This is a genomic window from Flavobacterium sp., from assembly GCF_025352425.1.
Taxonomy (GTDB): domain Bacteria; phylum Bacteroidota; class Bacteroidia; order Flavobacteriales; family Flavobacteriaceae; genus Flavobacterium.
Window position 1 is genome coordinate 53,166 of record NZ_JANXTI010000022.1, and the last position, 16,621, is coordinate 69,786.

A 16,621-nucleotide genomic window follows, 5' to 3' on the forward strand; every position below is an offset into this window, starting at 1 on the left:
GTTCTGTTTTATAATGGATTCAAACTAGTTAGCAGAAATGACTATTAAATGGCAACAACAAATAGATTAAGAGAAATAGATTTTTTAAGAGGAATAGCTATAATTCTGGTCTTACTAAGGCACAAATATCTTTTTCAGTTTACAACTACTATGGGATGGATAGGAGTGGATTTGTTTTTTACATTAAGTGGCTTTTTAGTTTCCGGACTCTTATTCAAGGAATTTTTAAAATTTGGAGATATACAACCAAAAAGATTTTTGATACGGCGAGGGTTTAAAATATATCCTATTTATTACCTGTTTTATATTCTATATCTGATTCCAATCTTATTGTATAGTAAATTCAAAATTGTCCCTTTTTTGTCAGATATGGTATTTATGCAGAATTATGTTTGTGGCTGGGGGTATGCCTATGGTGCGAGCTGGTCGTTAGCTATTGAAGAACATTTTTACTTTGGGTTAGCAATCTTTCTATGGCTTGGGATTAAATACAATTTTATCATATTGAAAGCAGACACCAAAGCCGGTAAGAAAGCCATTTCTTTTCAAAAACTGATAATTTCCATTTTGATTCTTTGTTTATTACTACGCCTAATTAGTAATACAATATTTCCTGCACAACTTACAAGAAATTTCACAATGACACACTTAAGGATCGATTCGTTGATTGCGGGTGTTTACGTTTCCTACCTTTTCTACTTTAAAAGACAACAACTAACCGAAATTTTTGCCAGATATAAATACGTATTTATTTCAATTGCTTTTTTAGGGTTAGTATGGACACCATTTATAGAACCTCTTCCTTCCTTTTTTGTAAAAACAATAGGTTTTACTTTCCTTTACATTTCATTCGGAATAACATTGATTTATTTTATACTTAATACTGGCATAAACAAACGTTTGGACAGTTTATTTAGCGCACCTATTGTGAATGTTGTCAGCAAGATTGGTTATTGTTCTTACTCAATTTACATAATACATTCTTTAATTAATGACTACACTAAGAAAATGTATGTTGCTTACAACCTTCCCTACAACAACTATTTTGATTTCTTTGCAACATCAGCAATATCCATATCTTTAGGAATGTTAATGACCTACATAATAGAGGACTATTTCTTAAGAATTAGAAATAACTATGTTCCCACCAGAATCTAAAGAAATAAAGACAATAACAAAATAAAACTGTCAGGTGGAAATTAAAGCTTAAAAATAAAACTCTCACTCGGTTTCACGCTCAACTGTATCGTCCCTTTACCATCAGTTACTTTTAATTGTGCCGTGCTTCCGTAGAGTTGGTCTTTTACATTATACAATCCGTCCTTTATATTCCATGTTTTAATGACATCTTCCGGTACTTTCAACTCAAAATCGCTCGTCGTTACCCAGGAAAAATTCACTACGATAATCAACTTTTCTTTAGCTGTCCAGCGCACATAAGAATACATTCCGGGACCATAACGTTTCGTTTCATTCCGATTAATCGTTTGTATCTCCTTGAATTTGCCCATTAATCCATCGCTTTTTATCGTGAAGTTGAGTAAACGTTTGTAAAAATCGCGTAAGTCTGCCTCGCTTTTTGATAATTTTCCTCCGTCAAATTTGCCCCCGTTCATCCAGCGTTGGTGGTGAGGAACTCCAACATAATCAAAAATCGAAGTGCGTGAATGTGTTCCAAAACCGGCATTTTCTTTTCCGTCCTCACCTACTTCCTGTCCGAAATAAATCATCGTTGGCGAAGAGCTAATCGTAGCCGAAACCACCATCATTGGCATTCCTTTTTCCGGAGTTCCTGCAAATTCAGGGCTTGCCAATCGCTGCTCATCATGGTTGTCTAAAAAGTGCAACATGTGATGTTCAATATCGGACATTCCCTCCTGAATCTCCGAAAGCCGTTCCGGCGTCGCATTGCCCTGAATAATGGCTTTTAAATGATCATAGCTTTCCACTTTGTCATACAGATAATCCATTTTTCCAAGGTTAATATAGTTTCTATATTCCTTAGGATTATAAACCTCAGCCAATAAAAAAGCTTTTGGATTCTTCATCTTAATCGCGGAATTCATATAGCTCCAAAACTCATAAGGCACCATTTCGGCCATATCATAACGAAAACCGTCCACGCCTTTTGCTGTCCAGTACAAAGCAATATCTCGAAATTTCTTCCAGGAACTCGGCACGTCTTTATCCTTCCAAAATTCATAATGTGCTTTGCAGTCTTTTTTGTCAAAGCCTTCAGGAAGCTCAGGGAAATCCTTTGAACCATCAGGTTTGATGCCATAATTTACTTTTACCGTCTCGTACCAATCGTTAATATCGGGTTTTGACTGGCGCGAACCGTTGCCTGTCCATTTTGCGGGAAACTCATTAAATTTACCATCAATCAGCGTATTACTTTCTCCGTTTAAAGGTTTGTATTTATCGGAAGTTGGCACTTCAAATGCTTTGCCCGGAATGTAATAAAAATTATTGTTTCGGTCATACTCCACTGAAGTATTATCATCGGCACCAAAATCGCGCACGCCTTTGGGGTTGCTCACGCTATGATAATTACGTGCGATGTGATTCGGTACAATATCTATGATTACTTTCAGTTTATTTTTGTGCGTTCGGGCAATCAGTGCTTCAAACTCTTCTAGTCTCTTTGCAGGATTAACAGCAAGATCCGGATTTACATTATAATAATCCTTTACAGCATATGGAGAACCCGCGCGGCCTTTTACTACATCGGGATCATCATTGGAAATACCGTATTTGGTGTAATCCCTAATCACATCATGATGCGGAACACCAGTATACCAAATATAGGTTACGCCCAGTTTCTTGATTTCCTGCAATGCTTTATCGGTAAAATCATTGAACTTTCCGACGCCATTTTCTTCAATCGTTCCCCAAGGCTTGTTCGTAGTATTTTTGTTTCCGAATAAGCGGGTAAAAACCTGATACACTACATCTTTTTTTGGCGTGGTAATAACTTTGGGTTTGGCACTCATGGTGGTTTTCTTTTGAGCAATCATTGTATTAGCGATAACACAACTAATCACTACAGCAAATGTTAAACTTGTTTTCATACTATAGTTCAGACTTATAATCTGGTTCAATAAGTCATAGTCACAAATATAAGTAAATAGCGTAATTATATTGGTGGAAACATGCCGCTTTTTTAGAATAATAAGTTAAAGCATTGGAATAATAATCAAAACATTGGGAATAAAAAATGATTGATTTTATAGTCAAAACTTAGGTTATATTTGTTTTGAAATTTAATTATCACCATCTTGAAAACCATTCTGAAAATAGCTGTCTTCTTGTTTTGTATAGTGCATTCCACAAAAACTTATTCCCAAAATAAGGCTACAGACAGCTTAAAGAGAGTAATTCGCGTTACCAAAATTGACACGGCGAAAGTAAATATTTATAATCATCTGGCCTTTGAATTCAAGGAAAGCGCCATTGATTCCTCTTTTTATTATGCAAAAAAAGCGGAAGGTTTAGCGCAAAAAATTCAATACAAAGATGGCCTTGCCGCTGCCGCTATAAATCAGGGAAATGTCAATATTATTTTAGGGAATTATTCACCCGCAAAAAAAGCATTTACTAAAGCCCAACTTATTTATCAAAAACTAATTGATGAAGGTTCAGGAAATAAAAGTTATAAAAACGGATTGGCAAGGAGTTATGCTAGTTTAGGTGTAATTTTTTCACAGGAAAGCAATTATTACGCAGCTTTGGAGAATTATGAGAAAGCCTTAAAAATCTATCAGGAAATTGATCAAAAAAACAGCGTTTCAAAAGTTTGCAATAATATCGGGGTTGTTTATAAATCGCAAGGGAATAAGGATAAAGCTTTGGAATATTTTAAAAAAGCCTTAAAAATCCAAGCGCAGACAGGAGAGCAAACCGTTCCTGTCACACTGACCAATATCGGTGTGATTTATTTTGAACAAAACAAATCGGCGGCGGCTTTCCAATACTACAAAAAGGCAGAAGCACATTTTAAAACTGTACATAATGTTCGTGGTTATGCCTTACTCAACAACTACTTGGGTGATTATTACAAAAAGCAAAAGGACAGCAGTAAGGCGGCAAACTATTACAATCATGCATTGGAAATGTATGAATCGTTGCAGAATAAGTTTGGTGCTTCACTGGCGTTATATAATTTGGGGCAGCTGTATGCCGAACAAAAGAAGTATGATCAAGCGATGGCGTATGCTTCCAAATCACTGGCGTATGCCAAAGAAATTGGGGTGCTGGACCAAACCTTCCATTCTGAAAAGCTAATAAGCGATTTGTACAGTGAACTCAACCAGGCTGTGCAGTCATTGGAACATTACAAAAATTACATCGTTGCCCGCGACAGCATTACCAATGAGGAAAACAATAAAAAGTTTGTTCAGGTTGAAATGGATTATCAATACAAAAAGAGGGAAGCGCTTTTGGTGGAACAGGCAAAACGACAAACACAATTTACCATCTTTACTGTATTGGGTGCTATATTATTGATTGGCTTAATCTTTCTTTTTTATAACCGCCAACAGGTAAAACGCCGCTTGACACTGCAGAAGGAAGTCGCCGAGTATGAGCAAAAGGCATTGCATTTACAAATGAATCCGCATTTTGTTTTCAATTGCCTGGGTTCTATTTCGAGTTTTATTGTACAAAACGGAACGGATTCGGCATTGAAGTATTTGTCCAAATTTTCCAAACTAATGCGGTTAACATTGGAATATTCCAAAGGTTCGTTGATTCCAATTGACAAAGAAATTGAGAGCCTGCAGAATTATTTAGAGCTGGAACAACTTCGTTTTCATAACAAATTTGACTTTTCGATTCAATCGAGTGAAAAAGTTGAATTCAATATGGGAATTCCTCCGTTGTTGATTCAGCCCTTTGTTGAGAATGCTATCTTGCACGGTTTGGTTCCAAAAGAAAGCAAAGGTAAGATAGAAGTTGTTTTTGATATACATAACGGACAATTGGTCTGCACGATTACCGATAACGGCATTGGGCTTTCCAAATCAAAACAAATGAAGGAAAACTCTATGCAGGCTCACAAATCCATGGCATTGGAAATTACCAAAAAGCGTTTGGAAATCATGGAGGCTACCATTTCCAAATCAGCACAAATAGAAATTAAGGAACTAACAACCAATAACGAAATCAACGGTACTCAAGTAAAATTGCTATTGCCTATACAATATATTTCATAAGCTATGATAACAGCCATTTTAATAGACGACGACAAGCACCTTCGCAAAGGGTTAAAAGCCCTTTTGGAGCGCTATACCGATGATATTGCCATTATTGGTGAAGCCGAAAGTGTAAAAACCGGAATTGTTACCATTGAGAAATTGAAACCGCAGGTTATCTTTCTCGACATTCATCTGTCGGATGGAACCGGTTTTGATATTTTGGAGCGGATTGCCCTGAATAACAATAAGGCCAATGCACATATAGTTTTCATTACTGCCCACGAGCAGTATGCCGTAAAAGCGTTTAAATTTTCAGCTTTGGATTTTATCCTCAAGCCTGTCGATCCTGAAGAACTACAACACACCATTAACAAAATCAAACAAGTGGCAAGCAAGTCAAACTCCTTTGAGCACATCGATTTGCTTTTGGAAAACATCCGAAAGAAAGTAGATAATTTTAAGCGGATTGCACTGTCAACGAGTGATGGTATTCATCTTTTTGAAGTATCGGATATTATCCGATGTGAAGCGAAAGTAAATTATACGGAGTTTTTTATCAAAAACCACAAACCCGTACTTATATCGAGAACGCTAAAGGAATATGAAGAACTGCTGACGGAGCATGGATTTGAAAGAGTGCATCAGTCGCATTTGATTAATCTTTCCTATTTGAAATCTTATATAAAATCGGATGGAGGTTATGTGATTATGGCCGACAATACCAACATTCCTATTGCGCAGAGCAAAAAAGAAAAATTGCAGGAACTGATTAAAGCACTTTAAAACTGAAAAAAACAATTATGAAATCAAACAATATAAAATCCCTAACCATGAAAAATATTCTAATTGTAATGTTACTGTATACAGGCATTATGAGTGCGCAGATTGTAAATATTCCCGATGCTAATTTTAAGAACCGGTTAATTTATCTTGGCATTGACACGAATGCCGACGGGCAAATTCAGGTTTCGGAAGCATTGGCTGCTACCTCAGTGTTAAATATAAGTGGTTCCTCCATTTCGGATTTAACCGGTTTTGAAGCTTTTTCAAATGTTACTATTCTGAAATGTCCAAACAACCAATTAACCGCCATAAACTTAAGCAACCTCCCCAATTTAAAATCAATAGATGCAGGTTTTAATACAAGTCTGAATGCTATAAACTTAAATAATGTTAGTTTGGACACACTCAAAGTTTACAATAATGATATGCCAAGTTTGGACTTGAACAGCCTAACGTCGCTGAAGCATTTAGATTGTTCTTATAATCATATTACCAGTCTGAATTTGACTAGCATGACCAATCTGAAATTTTTAAACTGTGACCACAATTGGTTGACCGGAGGAATAGCTGTAGCTACTTTGACTAATCTGGAAGATTTGAACTGCAGCAGCAACCAAATGTCCTCACTTAACGTCGCTCCGTTAACCAATTTGAAAAAGTTAGTTTGTAGTTATAATATTATATCCAATGTAGATGTGAGCAACCTTACCAATCTGGAATATTTAGATTGGAGTAATAACCAAAATGCTAACTTTCTTTTTGCGAACGTACCAAGTCTAAAAACACTTATATGTGCAGGTAACACAATTACTAGTTTAAATATTAGCTCAGTACCCAGTCTCCAATATTTAGATTGTAGCTCAAATCATTTGACCTCTATCAATGTTGGTGGATTAACAAACCTTCAAAGCCTATTTACTGCTATAAACGAACTTACAAACATTGATGTTACGGGCTTAACTAGCTTGCAAACTTTAAATGTATTTGGAAACTTATTGCCTAGTCTAACGGTTAGTGGCTTAAACAATCTTATTACTCTTGAAGCTTCTTCTAATCAATTAAGCACTTTAATGCTTACAGGTTTAGTAAGTTTGAATTCCTTATCATTAGGTTATAATCAATTGCCATCTATAAATGTAAGCGAAATGACACAACTTCAAACTTTATATTGTAATCACAATCAACTTAGTTCTCTAGATACTAGTGGATTGACTCAGCTTCAGTATTTATATTGTTATAATAATTTATTAACGAACTTGGTACTAACGAGCAATACCTCTTTGAGATGGTTGGATTTTAACTTTAATCAACTGACTTCAGTTGACTTTACTGGATTAACGTCTTTAGAAAATGTATTTTGCGGCCACAATCAATTGATTTCCCTTGATTTTTCTGGGAACCCTTCATTTAATGCATTGGGTTGTGGTTATAATAATTTGCTCTCTATAAACATTAAAAATGGCTTCCCTCAACTCCTAACCAACGTCTATTATTGGGATGAGAATCCGAATTTGGCTTTTGTTTGTGCCGATGAAGGAGAACTGGCTCAAGCACAACAAATTTTAGTTCAAAGTACTAATGTCAATAATGGTAACGTAGTTTTAAACTCGTATTGCTCTTTTGTACCCGGTGGTAACTACAACACGATTACTGGAGTGATTACTTTTGATCATGATAATAATGGTTGTGACGCCAACGATCCAACTCAGCCCAACATTAGAATGAATATTAATGAAGGTACTACCCAAGGAGCTACTTTTACAGGTACTACAGGGAATTATAAATTTTATACCCAGGCAGGCAATTTCACTATCACACCTGAGATTGAAAACCCGGCATGGTTTACTTTCAGCCCTGATACTGCAACAATTCCTTTTGCAGATAACAACAATAATACGGTAACACAAAATTTCTGTCTCACTCCGAACGGTTCTCATTCTGATGTTGAAATGGTTATTCAGCCGTTAACAACCGCCCGCCCCGGATTTAATGCTGTCTATAAATTAGTTTACAAAAACAAAGGAAACACAACCGCTGATGTGTATCTAAATTTTAATTTTGACGACGCGATATTAGATTTAGTTTCCTCTTCGGCGGTGCCAACGTTGACTACGAGTGGGCATATTTTGTGGACCATCTTGAACCTGCAGCCCTTTCAAAGCGGAAGTGTGTTAGTAACTTTACATCTAAACGCACCAACCGATACGCCTCCTGTAAATATTGGAGATATATTGACTTTCACTTCATTTATTGATATTACTACAGATGAAAATTGGGACGATAATGCATTTACGCTACATCAAACCGTAGTGGGCTCTTTTGACCCGAATGCAATTATCTGTTTAGAAGGTGACACACTTCCTGTAACAGAAATTGGCAAATTCCTTCACTATGGGATAACTTTTGAAAATACCGGGAATTATGCTGCGGAAAATGTAGTGGTAAAAGATGTCATTGACACCACCAAATATGACATCAATTCGTTACAGGTTTTAGGAACCTCATACCCATCGTATATAAAAATAACCGGGAATATTGTTGAATTTGTTTTCGAAAATATTAATCTTGCCGCTGCAAGCGGAGGACCTCCGGTAGGCGGACATGGCGATGTTTTATTTAAAATAAAATCAAAAGACGACCTGGTAAACGGTGATTATGTAAGCAAATCCGCGAAGATCTATTTCGATTATAATGCGCCTATCACTACTAATGACGCCCTGACAACCTTCGCTACGCTGAATAATCCGATTCACGAATTTGATAATAGTGTGAGGGTTTATCCCAATCCGGCACATACAATAATCAACATCAGTTGCAATTTTACTATTCAGTCGGTAGCCTTATATGATATTCAGGGAAGATTATTAGAAACTGATTTAGCCAATAATAATCAAGTTTCCTTCGATATTTCAGACAAATCAAACGGTGTATATTTCATCAAAATTACTTCTGATAAAGGAAGTAAAGTAGAAAAAATAGTGAAGGAGTAAAAAGTAAAAGTTAATTAAGTGAAAAGCGTAAATCTGAAAATGGTTTGCGCTTTTCCATTTGATAAATAATTCTTAATAACCGCTTTCGTTGGCCCTAATTTCATAAATTTGGCCTAAATATATTTTCATTGAAAAAGTTACTTTTTTACATCGGATTATTGCTCTTTTCATTAACCACTATAAATGCGCAAAAATCTTCCAAAATAGTTGTTGAACATGCAGATCATTTTGATGTAGATGAAGCGCAGTTTCCAGATGCAGCTTTGCTTCAGGGAAACGTTAGGGTAAATCACGAAGGTGTGATTTTTACTTGCAACAAGGCCTATTTTTTCCAAAAGGAAAACTACCTCAAAGCTTTCGGAGAAGTTCAGATGGTACAAGGCGATACCCTTTTTCTAAACAGCAAATACGCCGAATATAATGGTGAAGTCAAAAAGGCCTATGCGACCGGAAATGTAGTGATGCGTTCACCCGAATCGACATTGGTTACCGATACCATAAACTTTGACAGAAATACTCAGGAAGCATTTTACAACTCAAACGGAACCATTACAAACAAAGAAAACACGCTGAAAAGTAAATCAGGAAAATATTTTGCTAACGAAAAGAGGTTTAAGTTTGTCACGGCTGTCACGATTACCAATCCCAAATATGTTATCAAGTCCAATCATTTGGATTATTATACCAACTCGGGTCACTCCTATTTATTTGGCCCGTCAACCATAACGAGTAAAGAAAATTTTATTTATACCGAAAAAGGATTTTATGATACTAAGAAGAACTTTGCCTATTTCCTTCGAAAGTCGTACATCAAATACAAAGACCGAAGGATTGAAGGCGACAGTTTGTATTACGACAGAAACCGGGAATATGCTTCGGCAACCAATAATGTAAAGATTACGGATTCTATAAATAAAGGTGTTATCAAAGGTCATTATGCCGAAATTTATCGGAATCTTAAAACGGAACGGGATTCAATGATGATTACCAAAAGAGCGGTTGCCATTTCGTTGGTAGAAAACGATTCGATGTACATTCACGGAAAGAAAATGTTGATTACAGGAAAAACCGGTGAACGAATTATTCGCGCTTTCAATAACGTTCGTTTTTACAAAACGGATATGAGCGGCAAATGTGATTCGATACATTCAGACCAAAAGAACGCTTTAACGAAACTCATTGGCAGACCCGTACTTTGGAATTATGACAATCAGATGACCGGAGATGTCATGCATCTTATTGGCAATAACAGAACCGAAAAACTGGATTCGCTCAAAGTACTCAACAACGCTTTTCTAGTATCGAAAGATACGATTGGAATAGGATACAATCAGGTGAAAGGACAAAACCTTTACGGAAAATTCAAGGAAAACAAACTTAGCGAGGTTGATATTATTAAAAATACCGAAGTCATTTATTACCTGCGTAATGACCAGCATGAACTTATTGGTATTAACAAAAGCGTGGGCAGCAAAATCAATTTGATTTTAGACAAAAACACTATTGAAACCATAACCATATTTGACAATCCTGACGGAGATATCTTTCCAGAGAAAGAATTGCCCGAAAATGCCAGAAAACTTCGTGGTTTTGTTTGGCGCGCCGATGAACGGATAAAATCTAAAGACGACATTTTTCCTCCCGAAGAAAATGAACTTGATGCTAAGATTCAGACTGAACTTAAAGCCGAAATGGATAAAGAAAATGTTCCGCTGAAGCCAAGTAAAGAAACTTTGGATTACGATAAGAAGAACCTGAAGCCGAAGACTGAACGGAGCGAAGCTAAACCAATGGTGAAATAATGGTTACGCAACTATGTCCAAAATGTAAACAAGATGCTTTCACCTGGTATGTTAGCGAAGTATTGCCCAATATAACGGTTTGGAGTTGCAATGCCTGCCCGCTGCAAATATTTGAGAATGAAAATGATGAAGAAGTTTGTGAAAATTGTAATGAAAAAACGAAGACCTTTTTACAAAGTCAGGAAGAACAATTTAACTGGTGTTCCAATTGCAATGCAGTTACAAATTACCAACTAAACGAATAATCAACAACATAAGTTGAAGGAAGATTTTTTAAAATACCAAGCGCAAACTTCGCCATATCCTTTGGGCATGGAAATTTCACATGCTGTAGGCTCTTATATATACGATACTAATAACAAAAAATACTTAGATTTTGTAGCTGGGGTTTCGGCGACAAGTTTAGGACATCAGCATCCAAAGGTAAATCAGGCTATCAAAGACCAATTGGATAAATATTCTCACGTGATGGTATATGGCGAATATGCGCAACATCCTGCTGTTGCCTATTGCAAATTATTGGTGGCCAATTTACCTCCGAGTTTAAACAAAGTTTATTTAGTGAATTCCGGAACAGAAGCCTGCGAAGGCGCATTAAAACTGGTTCGTCGTGTTACCGGAAGAAGCCAATTAATATCATGTCATAATGCGTATCATGGTAATACGATGGGTTCGATGAGCGTGATGGGATTTGAAGAACGCAAACAAATCTTCCGGCCATTAATTCCCGATGTTGATTTTATCACATTCAATAATGAAGACGACATTCAAAAAATAACAACCAAAACCGCCGGAATCATTATCGAAACTATTCAAGGCGGTGCGGGTTTTATTGAACCTCAAAATGATTTCTTGGCCAAAGTTAAAAAACGTTGCGAAGAAGTTGGTGCCTTACTGATTCTGGATGAAATCCAACCAGGATTCGGACGAACCGGAAAACTCTTCGGTTTTGAAAACTATAATGTTGTTCCCGACGTAATTATAATAGGAAAAGGAATGGCGGGCGGAATGCCTGTTGGCGGTTTTGTTGGTAACTCAAAACACATGGACTTATTAAGCCATGATCCGAAGCTGGGACATATTACCACTTTTGGCGGTCATCCTGTCATTGCGGCAGCATGTTTAGCAACTTTGGAAGAAATCCTGGCAAAGGATTACGTGAAAGAATCGATTGCAAAAGAAAAACTATTCCGGGAACTTTTGGTACATCCTTTAATAGTGGAAATCAGAGGTCGCGGATTAATGCTGGCAGCAATCACAGAAGATGCGGGTATTACAAATAAGGTAATCTTCAAATGTCAGGAAAAAGGGTTACTATTATTCTGGTTGCTTTTTGAAGGTTGCGCTGTCAGAATTACCCCTCCATTAACTATTTCCGAAGAGGAAATTAGAGAAGGCTGTGGCATCATTATTGAAGCTATGGATGAGATAATGAATGAGATACCTATAATTGTTAATTAAATTGTTTACAACAATAATCAGCATTCATTAAAAAAAGCTCCCCATTTATCTAATTTTATTAAGGATAATTTTAAACCTACTGTTATGCACCTAGATCACGACGAAGAAGATTACAACTTATCCCTGTCGAAATTTGAATCGATGTTGAAAACCAACAAAGTGTTATTTTTCGACTCAGAGGAATTCGAGGAAATCATTCTGCATTACCTCGATATGGGAAAAGCCACTCTGGCGAAGAAAGCCTTAAAATTAGGATTGGAACAACACCCAAAATCTACTGGCTTAAAACTTGTTCAGGTAGAAATGTTGGTTTACGATGACAAACTCGATCAAGCAGAAAAATTGCTCAACGAATTATACGCTATCGAACCAACAAACGAAGAAATCTTTATCCAAAAAGCGAATATTTATTCCAAAAGAGACGACCACGAAAAAGCGGTGGAGTTTTTAAAAACTGCCTTGAAATTTACCGAAGACTATGCCGACGTTTATAACCTTATTGGCATGGAATATCTTTTTTTAGATAATTTGGAATTGGCAAAAGAAAACTTCATCAAATGTCTGGAAGAAGATTTTGAAGATCAATCTGCCTTGTATAACGTAGTGTATTGCTTTGAATTTTTGGATCAAAACCTGGAAGCAATTGAATATCTTAAAACATATATTGACAGAAATCCATATAGTGAAATTGCCTGGCATCAATCAGGAAGACTGTATTATGGTGTAAAAGACTATGACAATGCAGTGCGTTCATTTGAATTTGCTACATATGTAGATGAGGAATTTGTTGGTGCTTACATGGAAAAAGGCAAGGCATTAGAGCGACTGAAACGCTATGACGACGCTATTGAAAGCTATAACAAAACTATCGAGTTAGATGATCCCACATCATACGCCTTGTTGCGAATTGGAAAATGTTATGAAAAACTGGGAAACAAGGTACAGGCACTAAAATATTTCAACAAAACCGTACACGAAGATCCATTGTTAGATAAAGGCTGGATTGCAATTACTGATTTTTATGTTCGCCAAAAAAATTATCAAAAAGCATTGTATTTTGTAAACAAAGCGTTGGCTATTGACGACCAAAATCGTCTGTATTGGAAACGTTATGCTACTATTAATAAAGCAATGGATCATTTTGAAGAAGCCGAATTTGGCTATCGAAAAGCTATTGAATTTGGCGACTACCAGTTAGATACATGGTTGTTTTGGGTTGACATTATGCAGATAATGGGCGAATATAACAACGCTATCCTGACTCTAATCCAAGCTGCAGAATACTTTCCGGATGACTATGAAATTGAATACCGCATGGCAGGTTTTCATATGCTTTTGAACGAAGAGGAAAAAGGAAACTATCATTTAAGCAATGGTTTGCGTCTCAATTTTAAACACAACACTATTATAAAAGAATTGTTCCCAACAGTTTGGGATAGAGAACCTGTTCAGGAATATATCGCTAAACACAAAAAACCGGAATAAATGTCGCGAAGACAATTTGGCTTACTTGGTAAAAACATAAGCTATTCCTTTTCAAAGAAGTACTTCATTGATAAATTTGCTTTAGGAAATTTAGCCGATTGCTCTTATGAGAATTTCGATGTTAATATCATTAAAGAATTTCCACCTCTTATTGCAAATAACCCAGATTTAAAAGGTTTAAATGTTACCATTCCATATAAAGAAAGTGTAATTCCTTATTTGCATAAACTTTCCAAAACCGCAGCTCAAATTGGCGCTGTGAATGTTATTCGTGTTACAAAAAAAGGGAATTTGAAAGGGTACAATTCCGACTATTTTGGTTTTATGAAATCTCTGGAACCATTATTACAACCTCATCATACAAAAGCTTTAATTCTGGGAACCGGTGGCGCCGCCAAAGCTGTCTCCTTTGCATTGAACCAACTCGGAATTCTTTACACTTTTGTTAGTCGTGAAGAAAAAGAAGGCATGATTGATTATGACCGAATAAACGCTACGACTTTTGACAATTACCAAATCATTATCAATTGTACGCCTGTTGGAACTAGTCCAAATACCAAAGAATTTCCTCCCATTCCTTATAATTTTTTTACCGAAAAGCATATTGCATTTGATTTGATATATAATCCTGAAGAAACACAGTTTTTGAAAAAAGCTAAAAAGAAAGGTGCAGTTACTAAAAACGGATACGAAATGTTGGTCCTTCAGGCGGAGAAAGCCTGGAAGATTTGGAATAAATAATCAAACTATTGAATTATGAAATCAAACAGAAGAAGAATTGTTTTGGCAGTATTACTTATACTTTCAATTGGGAATTTCAGCCGGATTCACGGAAATGAAAATATCCGGACTATCCAGTTTTTATCCATTTTTGTTATCGGAATGCTATTCGGATTATTGGTTAAAGAAATTGCGGAAGGTATTCGTAATAAAGAAAAATAAAGGTTTATGAATATAAAACTTTTAGCAATTGGCAAAACCGACAACAAAGCGTTGCAATCATTACTTGATGATTACGCAAAACGGCTGTCGTTCTATGTAAAGTTTGATTTAGAAATTATCCCGGATATTAAAAATGTTAAAAATCTTTCTGAATCCCAGCAGAAGGAAAAGGAAGGGGAACTGATTTTGTCCAAACTTACACCAACCGATCAATTGATTTTATTAGATGAAAATGGAATAACTTTTTCCAGCGTTGGTTTTTCAGATTATTTGCAGAAGAAAATGAATTCCGGAGTAAAAACTTTGGTATTTGTAATTGGCGGCCCATATGGTTTTAACGCTGAAATCTATCAAAAAGCACAAGGAAAAATTTCGCTGTCACTGATGACATTTTCGCATCAGATGGTGCGGGTATTTTTTATAGAACAGTTGTATCGTGGATTTACAATTTTATCAAACGAACCATATCATCATCAATAAATGTATTCGCTGTTTGTATTTATGACAATCCCTTTCTGATTAATGTGCAAGTTTTTTATAAAAAATTGATACTCAATATATTTTTCAAATGACATTCCTTTATCATAAGCAAAGACAATGACTGAAGCGGCTACAGATTTTTTATTCAAAAAGGTCAGCAGCTCATTTTTTGAAAAAACTTCATCCTTAAAATGCACCAAATCATTTCGGTCTAAGTAAAAATATACGACATTAAAATCGGGTTTTTCAAGTTTGTATTTAACTTTCGTAAAAGGCAAAAAAGCTATGGCTTTCTTAATCGTGTCGGTATAACTAAAATAATTTTCCGAAGCTTCTTTTTTATCCTGTAGCCTTTTGATTTCCATAATAACTTTCCGCAATGACAAACGTCTGTCAATATTGAAAACCCGATTGCCGGAACTCAATAAATTACTTTGGTTAACTTCGATTAGAGTATCTTTTTCTTCGGTCTTAAAAAAGAAATAAACGGAAGACTGATTTTTCACATCTGCTGTGATTGTCTCGTTTGCATGCGGCAATAATACCTTCTTATTTTGACAGGACACAAGCACCAAGGAACTGGCCAAACAAAACAAAACAAACGCTAATCCCAAAACAACGATTTTTTTCATAATTGCGCTACTAATTTTATAGCTTCCATTGCTTCTTTCACATCATGTACTCTAAGGATATTAGCTCCTTTCTGCAACGCAATAGCATTCAGAACCGTTGTGCCATTTAGCGCAAAATCCGCTGAAGTTTCTAAGGTTTTATATATCATTGATTTGCGTGAAACACCAACTAGTATTGGCAGTTCAAGCATTTGAAACAATTCTAAATTATTCATCACTTCAAAATTTTGATCTTTTGTTTTGGCAAAACCAAAACCCGGATCTATAAGCAAATCGTTGATTCCGAGACTTCGCGCCAATGCGATTTTCTTAGAAAAATAGAATAGCATTTCTTTAACGATGGTTTCATATATTGCCAAATTCTGCATCGTTTGCGGATTTCCTTTCATGTGCATCATAACATATGGAACCTGCAGTTCGGCGACGGTTTGCATCATTGTCGAATCCAAACTTCCTGCCGAAATATCGTTGATGATACAGGCGCCATTTTCAATTCCCGCCTTAGCTATTTTGGCACGAAAAGTATCAACAGAAATCAAGGTTTCAGGAAATTTTTTTAAAACTAGTTGTATTACCGGAACTAACCGCCGAATTTCATCATCTTCCGAAACAAATTCAGCACTTGGTTTGCTCGAATAGGCACCAATATCTATAAAAGTTGCGCCTTCTAAAAGCATTTTTTCAACTTGGGAAAGTAGGCTTTTTTCATCTGAATATTTGCCACCATCGAAAAACGAATTTGGTGTAACATTGAGTATTCCCATCACTTTGGGAGGCGCTAAATCGATTAGTTTTCCGAGGCAATTAATGGTCATTGGTTTTTTAAGATAGTTATAAGATTTAGTACTTTG

General features: G+C 36.0%; 14 protein-coding genes. 11 read left to right on the top strand and 3 right to left on the bottom strand.

The window, feature by feature from the left end; all coding sequences use genetic code 11:
• The first annotated feature begins 48 nt into the window (after positions 1 to 48).
• Entirely contained in the window at positions 49 to 1,158 is a 1,110-nt protein-coding gene (locus tag Q0Q99_RS02545) for an acyltransferase (protein ID WP_293890959.1), read from the top strand.
• A gap of 41 nt (positions 1,159 to 1,199) precedes the next feature.
• Here the strand turns inward: Q0Q99_RS02545 and Q0Q99_RS02550 are convergent, their stop codons facing one another.
• Positions 1,200 to 2,993: an alpha-amylase family protein gene (locus tag Q0Q99_RS02550; protein WP_293891058.1), complete on the bottom strand. Its 1,794-nt coding sequence runs from the start codon at positions 2,991 to 2,993 to the stop codon at positions 1,200 to 1,202.
• A 285-nt stretch (positions 2,994 to 3,278) separates the two neighbouring features.
• On the opposite strand from Q0Q99_RS02550, the gene Q0Q99_RS02555 reads away from it, so the two are divergent.
• The 10 genes from Q0Q99_RS02555 to rlmH all read left to right on the top strand — a co-directional run bounded on the left by Q0Q99_RS02555 (position 3,279) and on the right by rlmH (position 15,138).
• Entirely contained in the window at positions 3,279 to 5,213 is a 1,935-nt protein-coding gene (locus Q0Q99_RS02555; RefSeq protein ID WP_293890962.1) for a DUF2225 domain-containing protein, read from the top strand.
• A 3-nt stretch (positions 5,214 to 5,216) separates the two neighbouring features.
• Positions 5,217 to 5,978, top strand: a complete 762-nt coding sequence (locus Q0Q99_RS02560) for a LytTR family DNA-binding domain-containing protein (RefSeq protein WP_293890964.1) — start codon at positions 5,217 to 5,219, stop codon at positions 5,976 to 5,978.
• Between the two features lie 47 nt (positions 5,979 to 6,025).
• Positions 6,026 to 8,968, top strand: coding sequence for a leucine-rich repeat domain-containing protein (locus Q0Q99_RS02565; protein WP_293890967.1), 2,943 nt, complete (start codon positions 6,026 to 6,028; stop codon positions 8,966 to 8,968).
• A 128-nt stretch (positions 8,969 to 9,096) separates the two neighbouring features.
• The gene (locus Q0Q99_RS02570; RefSeq protein WP_293890970.1) at positions 9,097 to 10,770 is read left to right on the top strand and encodes an OstA-like protein; all 1,674 of its coding nucleotides are present in this window, start codon (positions 9,097 to 9,099) and stop codon (positions 10,768 to 10,770) included.
• On the top strand, positions 10,770 to 11,015 hold the full coding sequence (locus tag Q0Q99_RS02575) for a hypothetical protein (RefSeq protein ID WP_293890973.1): 246 nt from the start codon (positions 10,770 to 10,772) through the stop codon (positions 11,013 to 11,015). Before Q0Q99_RS02570 ends, Q0Q99_RS02575 begins: the two co-directional genes overlap by 1 nt.
• A 13-nt stretch (positions 11,016 to 11,028) precedes the next feature.
• On the top strand, positions 11,029 to 12,231 hold the full coding sequence (locus tag Q0Q99_RS02580; RefSeq protein WP_293890976.1) for an aspartate aminotransferase family protein: 1,203 nt from the start codon (positions 11,029 to 11,031) through the stop codon (positions 12,229 to 12,231).
• Positions 12,232 to 12,315: 84 nt separating this feature from the next.
• Complete coding sequence (locus tag Q0Q99_RS02585) at positions 12,316 to 13,716, top strand: tetratricopeptide repeat protein (RefSeq protein WP_293890979.1); 1,401 nt, start codon at positions 12,316 to 12,318, stop codon at positions 13,714 to 13,716.
• Complete coding sequence (locus Q0Q99_RS02590) at positions 13,717 to 14,457, top strand: shikimate dehydrogenase (protein WP_293890982.1); 741 nt, start codon at positions 13,717 to 13,719, stop codon at positions 14,455 to 14,457.
• A 15-nt stretch (positions 14,458 to 14,472) separates the two neighbouring features.
• Positions 14,473 to 14,658, top strand: a complete 186-nt coding sequence (locus Q0Q99_RS02595; RefSeq protein WP_293890985.1) for a hypothetical protein — start codon at positions 14,473 to 14,475, stop codon at positions 14,656 to 14,658.
• A 6-nt stretch (positions 14,659 to 14,664) separates the two neighbouring features.
• Positions 14,665 to 15,138, top strand: coding sequence for a 23S rRNA (pseudouridine(1915)-N(3))-methyltransferase RlmH (gene rlmH / locus Q0Q99_RS02600; protein WP_293890988.1), 474 nt, complete (start codon positions 14,665 to 14,667; stop codon positions 15,136 to 15,138).
• Here rlmH and Q0Q99_RS02605 read toward each other — a convergent pair.
• Both Q0Q99_RS02605 and folP read right to left on the bottom strand, forming a co-directional pair.
• A complete protein-coding gene (locus Q0Q99_RS02605) occupies positions 15,132 to 15,770 on the bottom strand; it encodes a hypothetical protein (RefSeq protein WP_293890991.1) in 639 nt (212 codons plus the stop codon). The genes rlmH and Q0Q99_RS02605 overlap by 7 nt on opposite strands.
• Entirely contained in the window at positions 15,767 to 16,585 is an 819-nt protein-coding gene (folP, locus tag Q0Q99_RS02610; protein WP_293890994.1) for a dihydropteroate synthase, read from the bottom strand. Before folP ends, Q0Q99_RS02605 begins: the two co-directional genes overlap by 4 nt.
• Between the last annotated feature and the right edge of the window lie 36 nt (positions 16,586 to 16,621).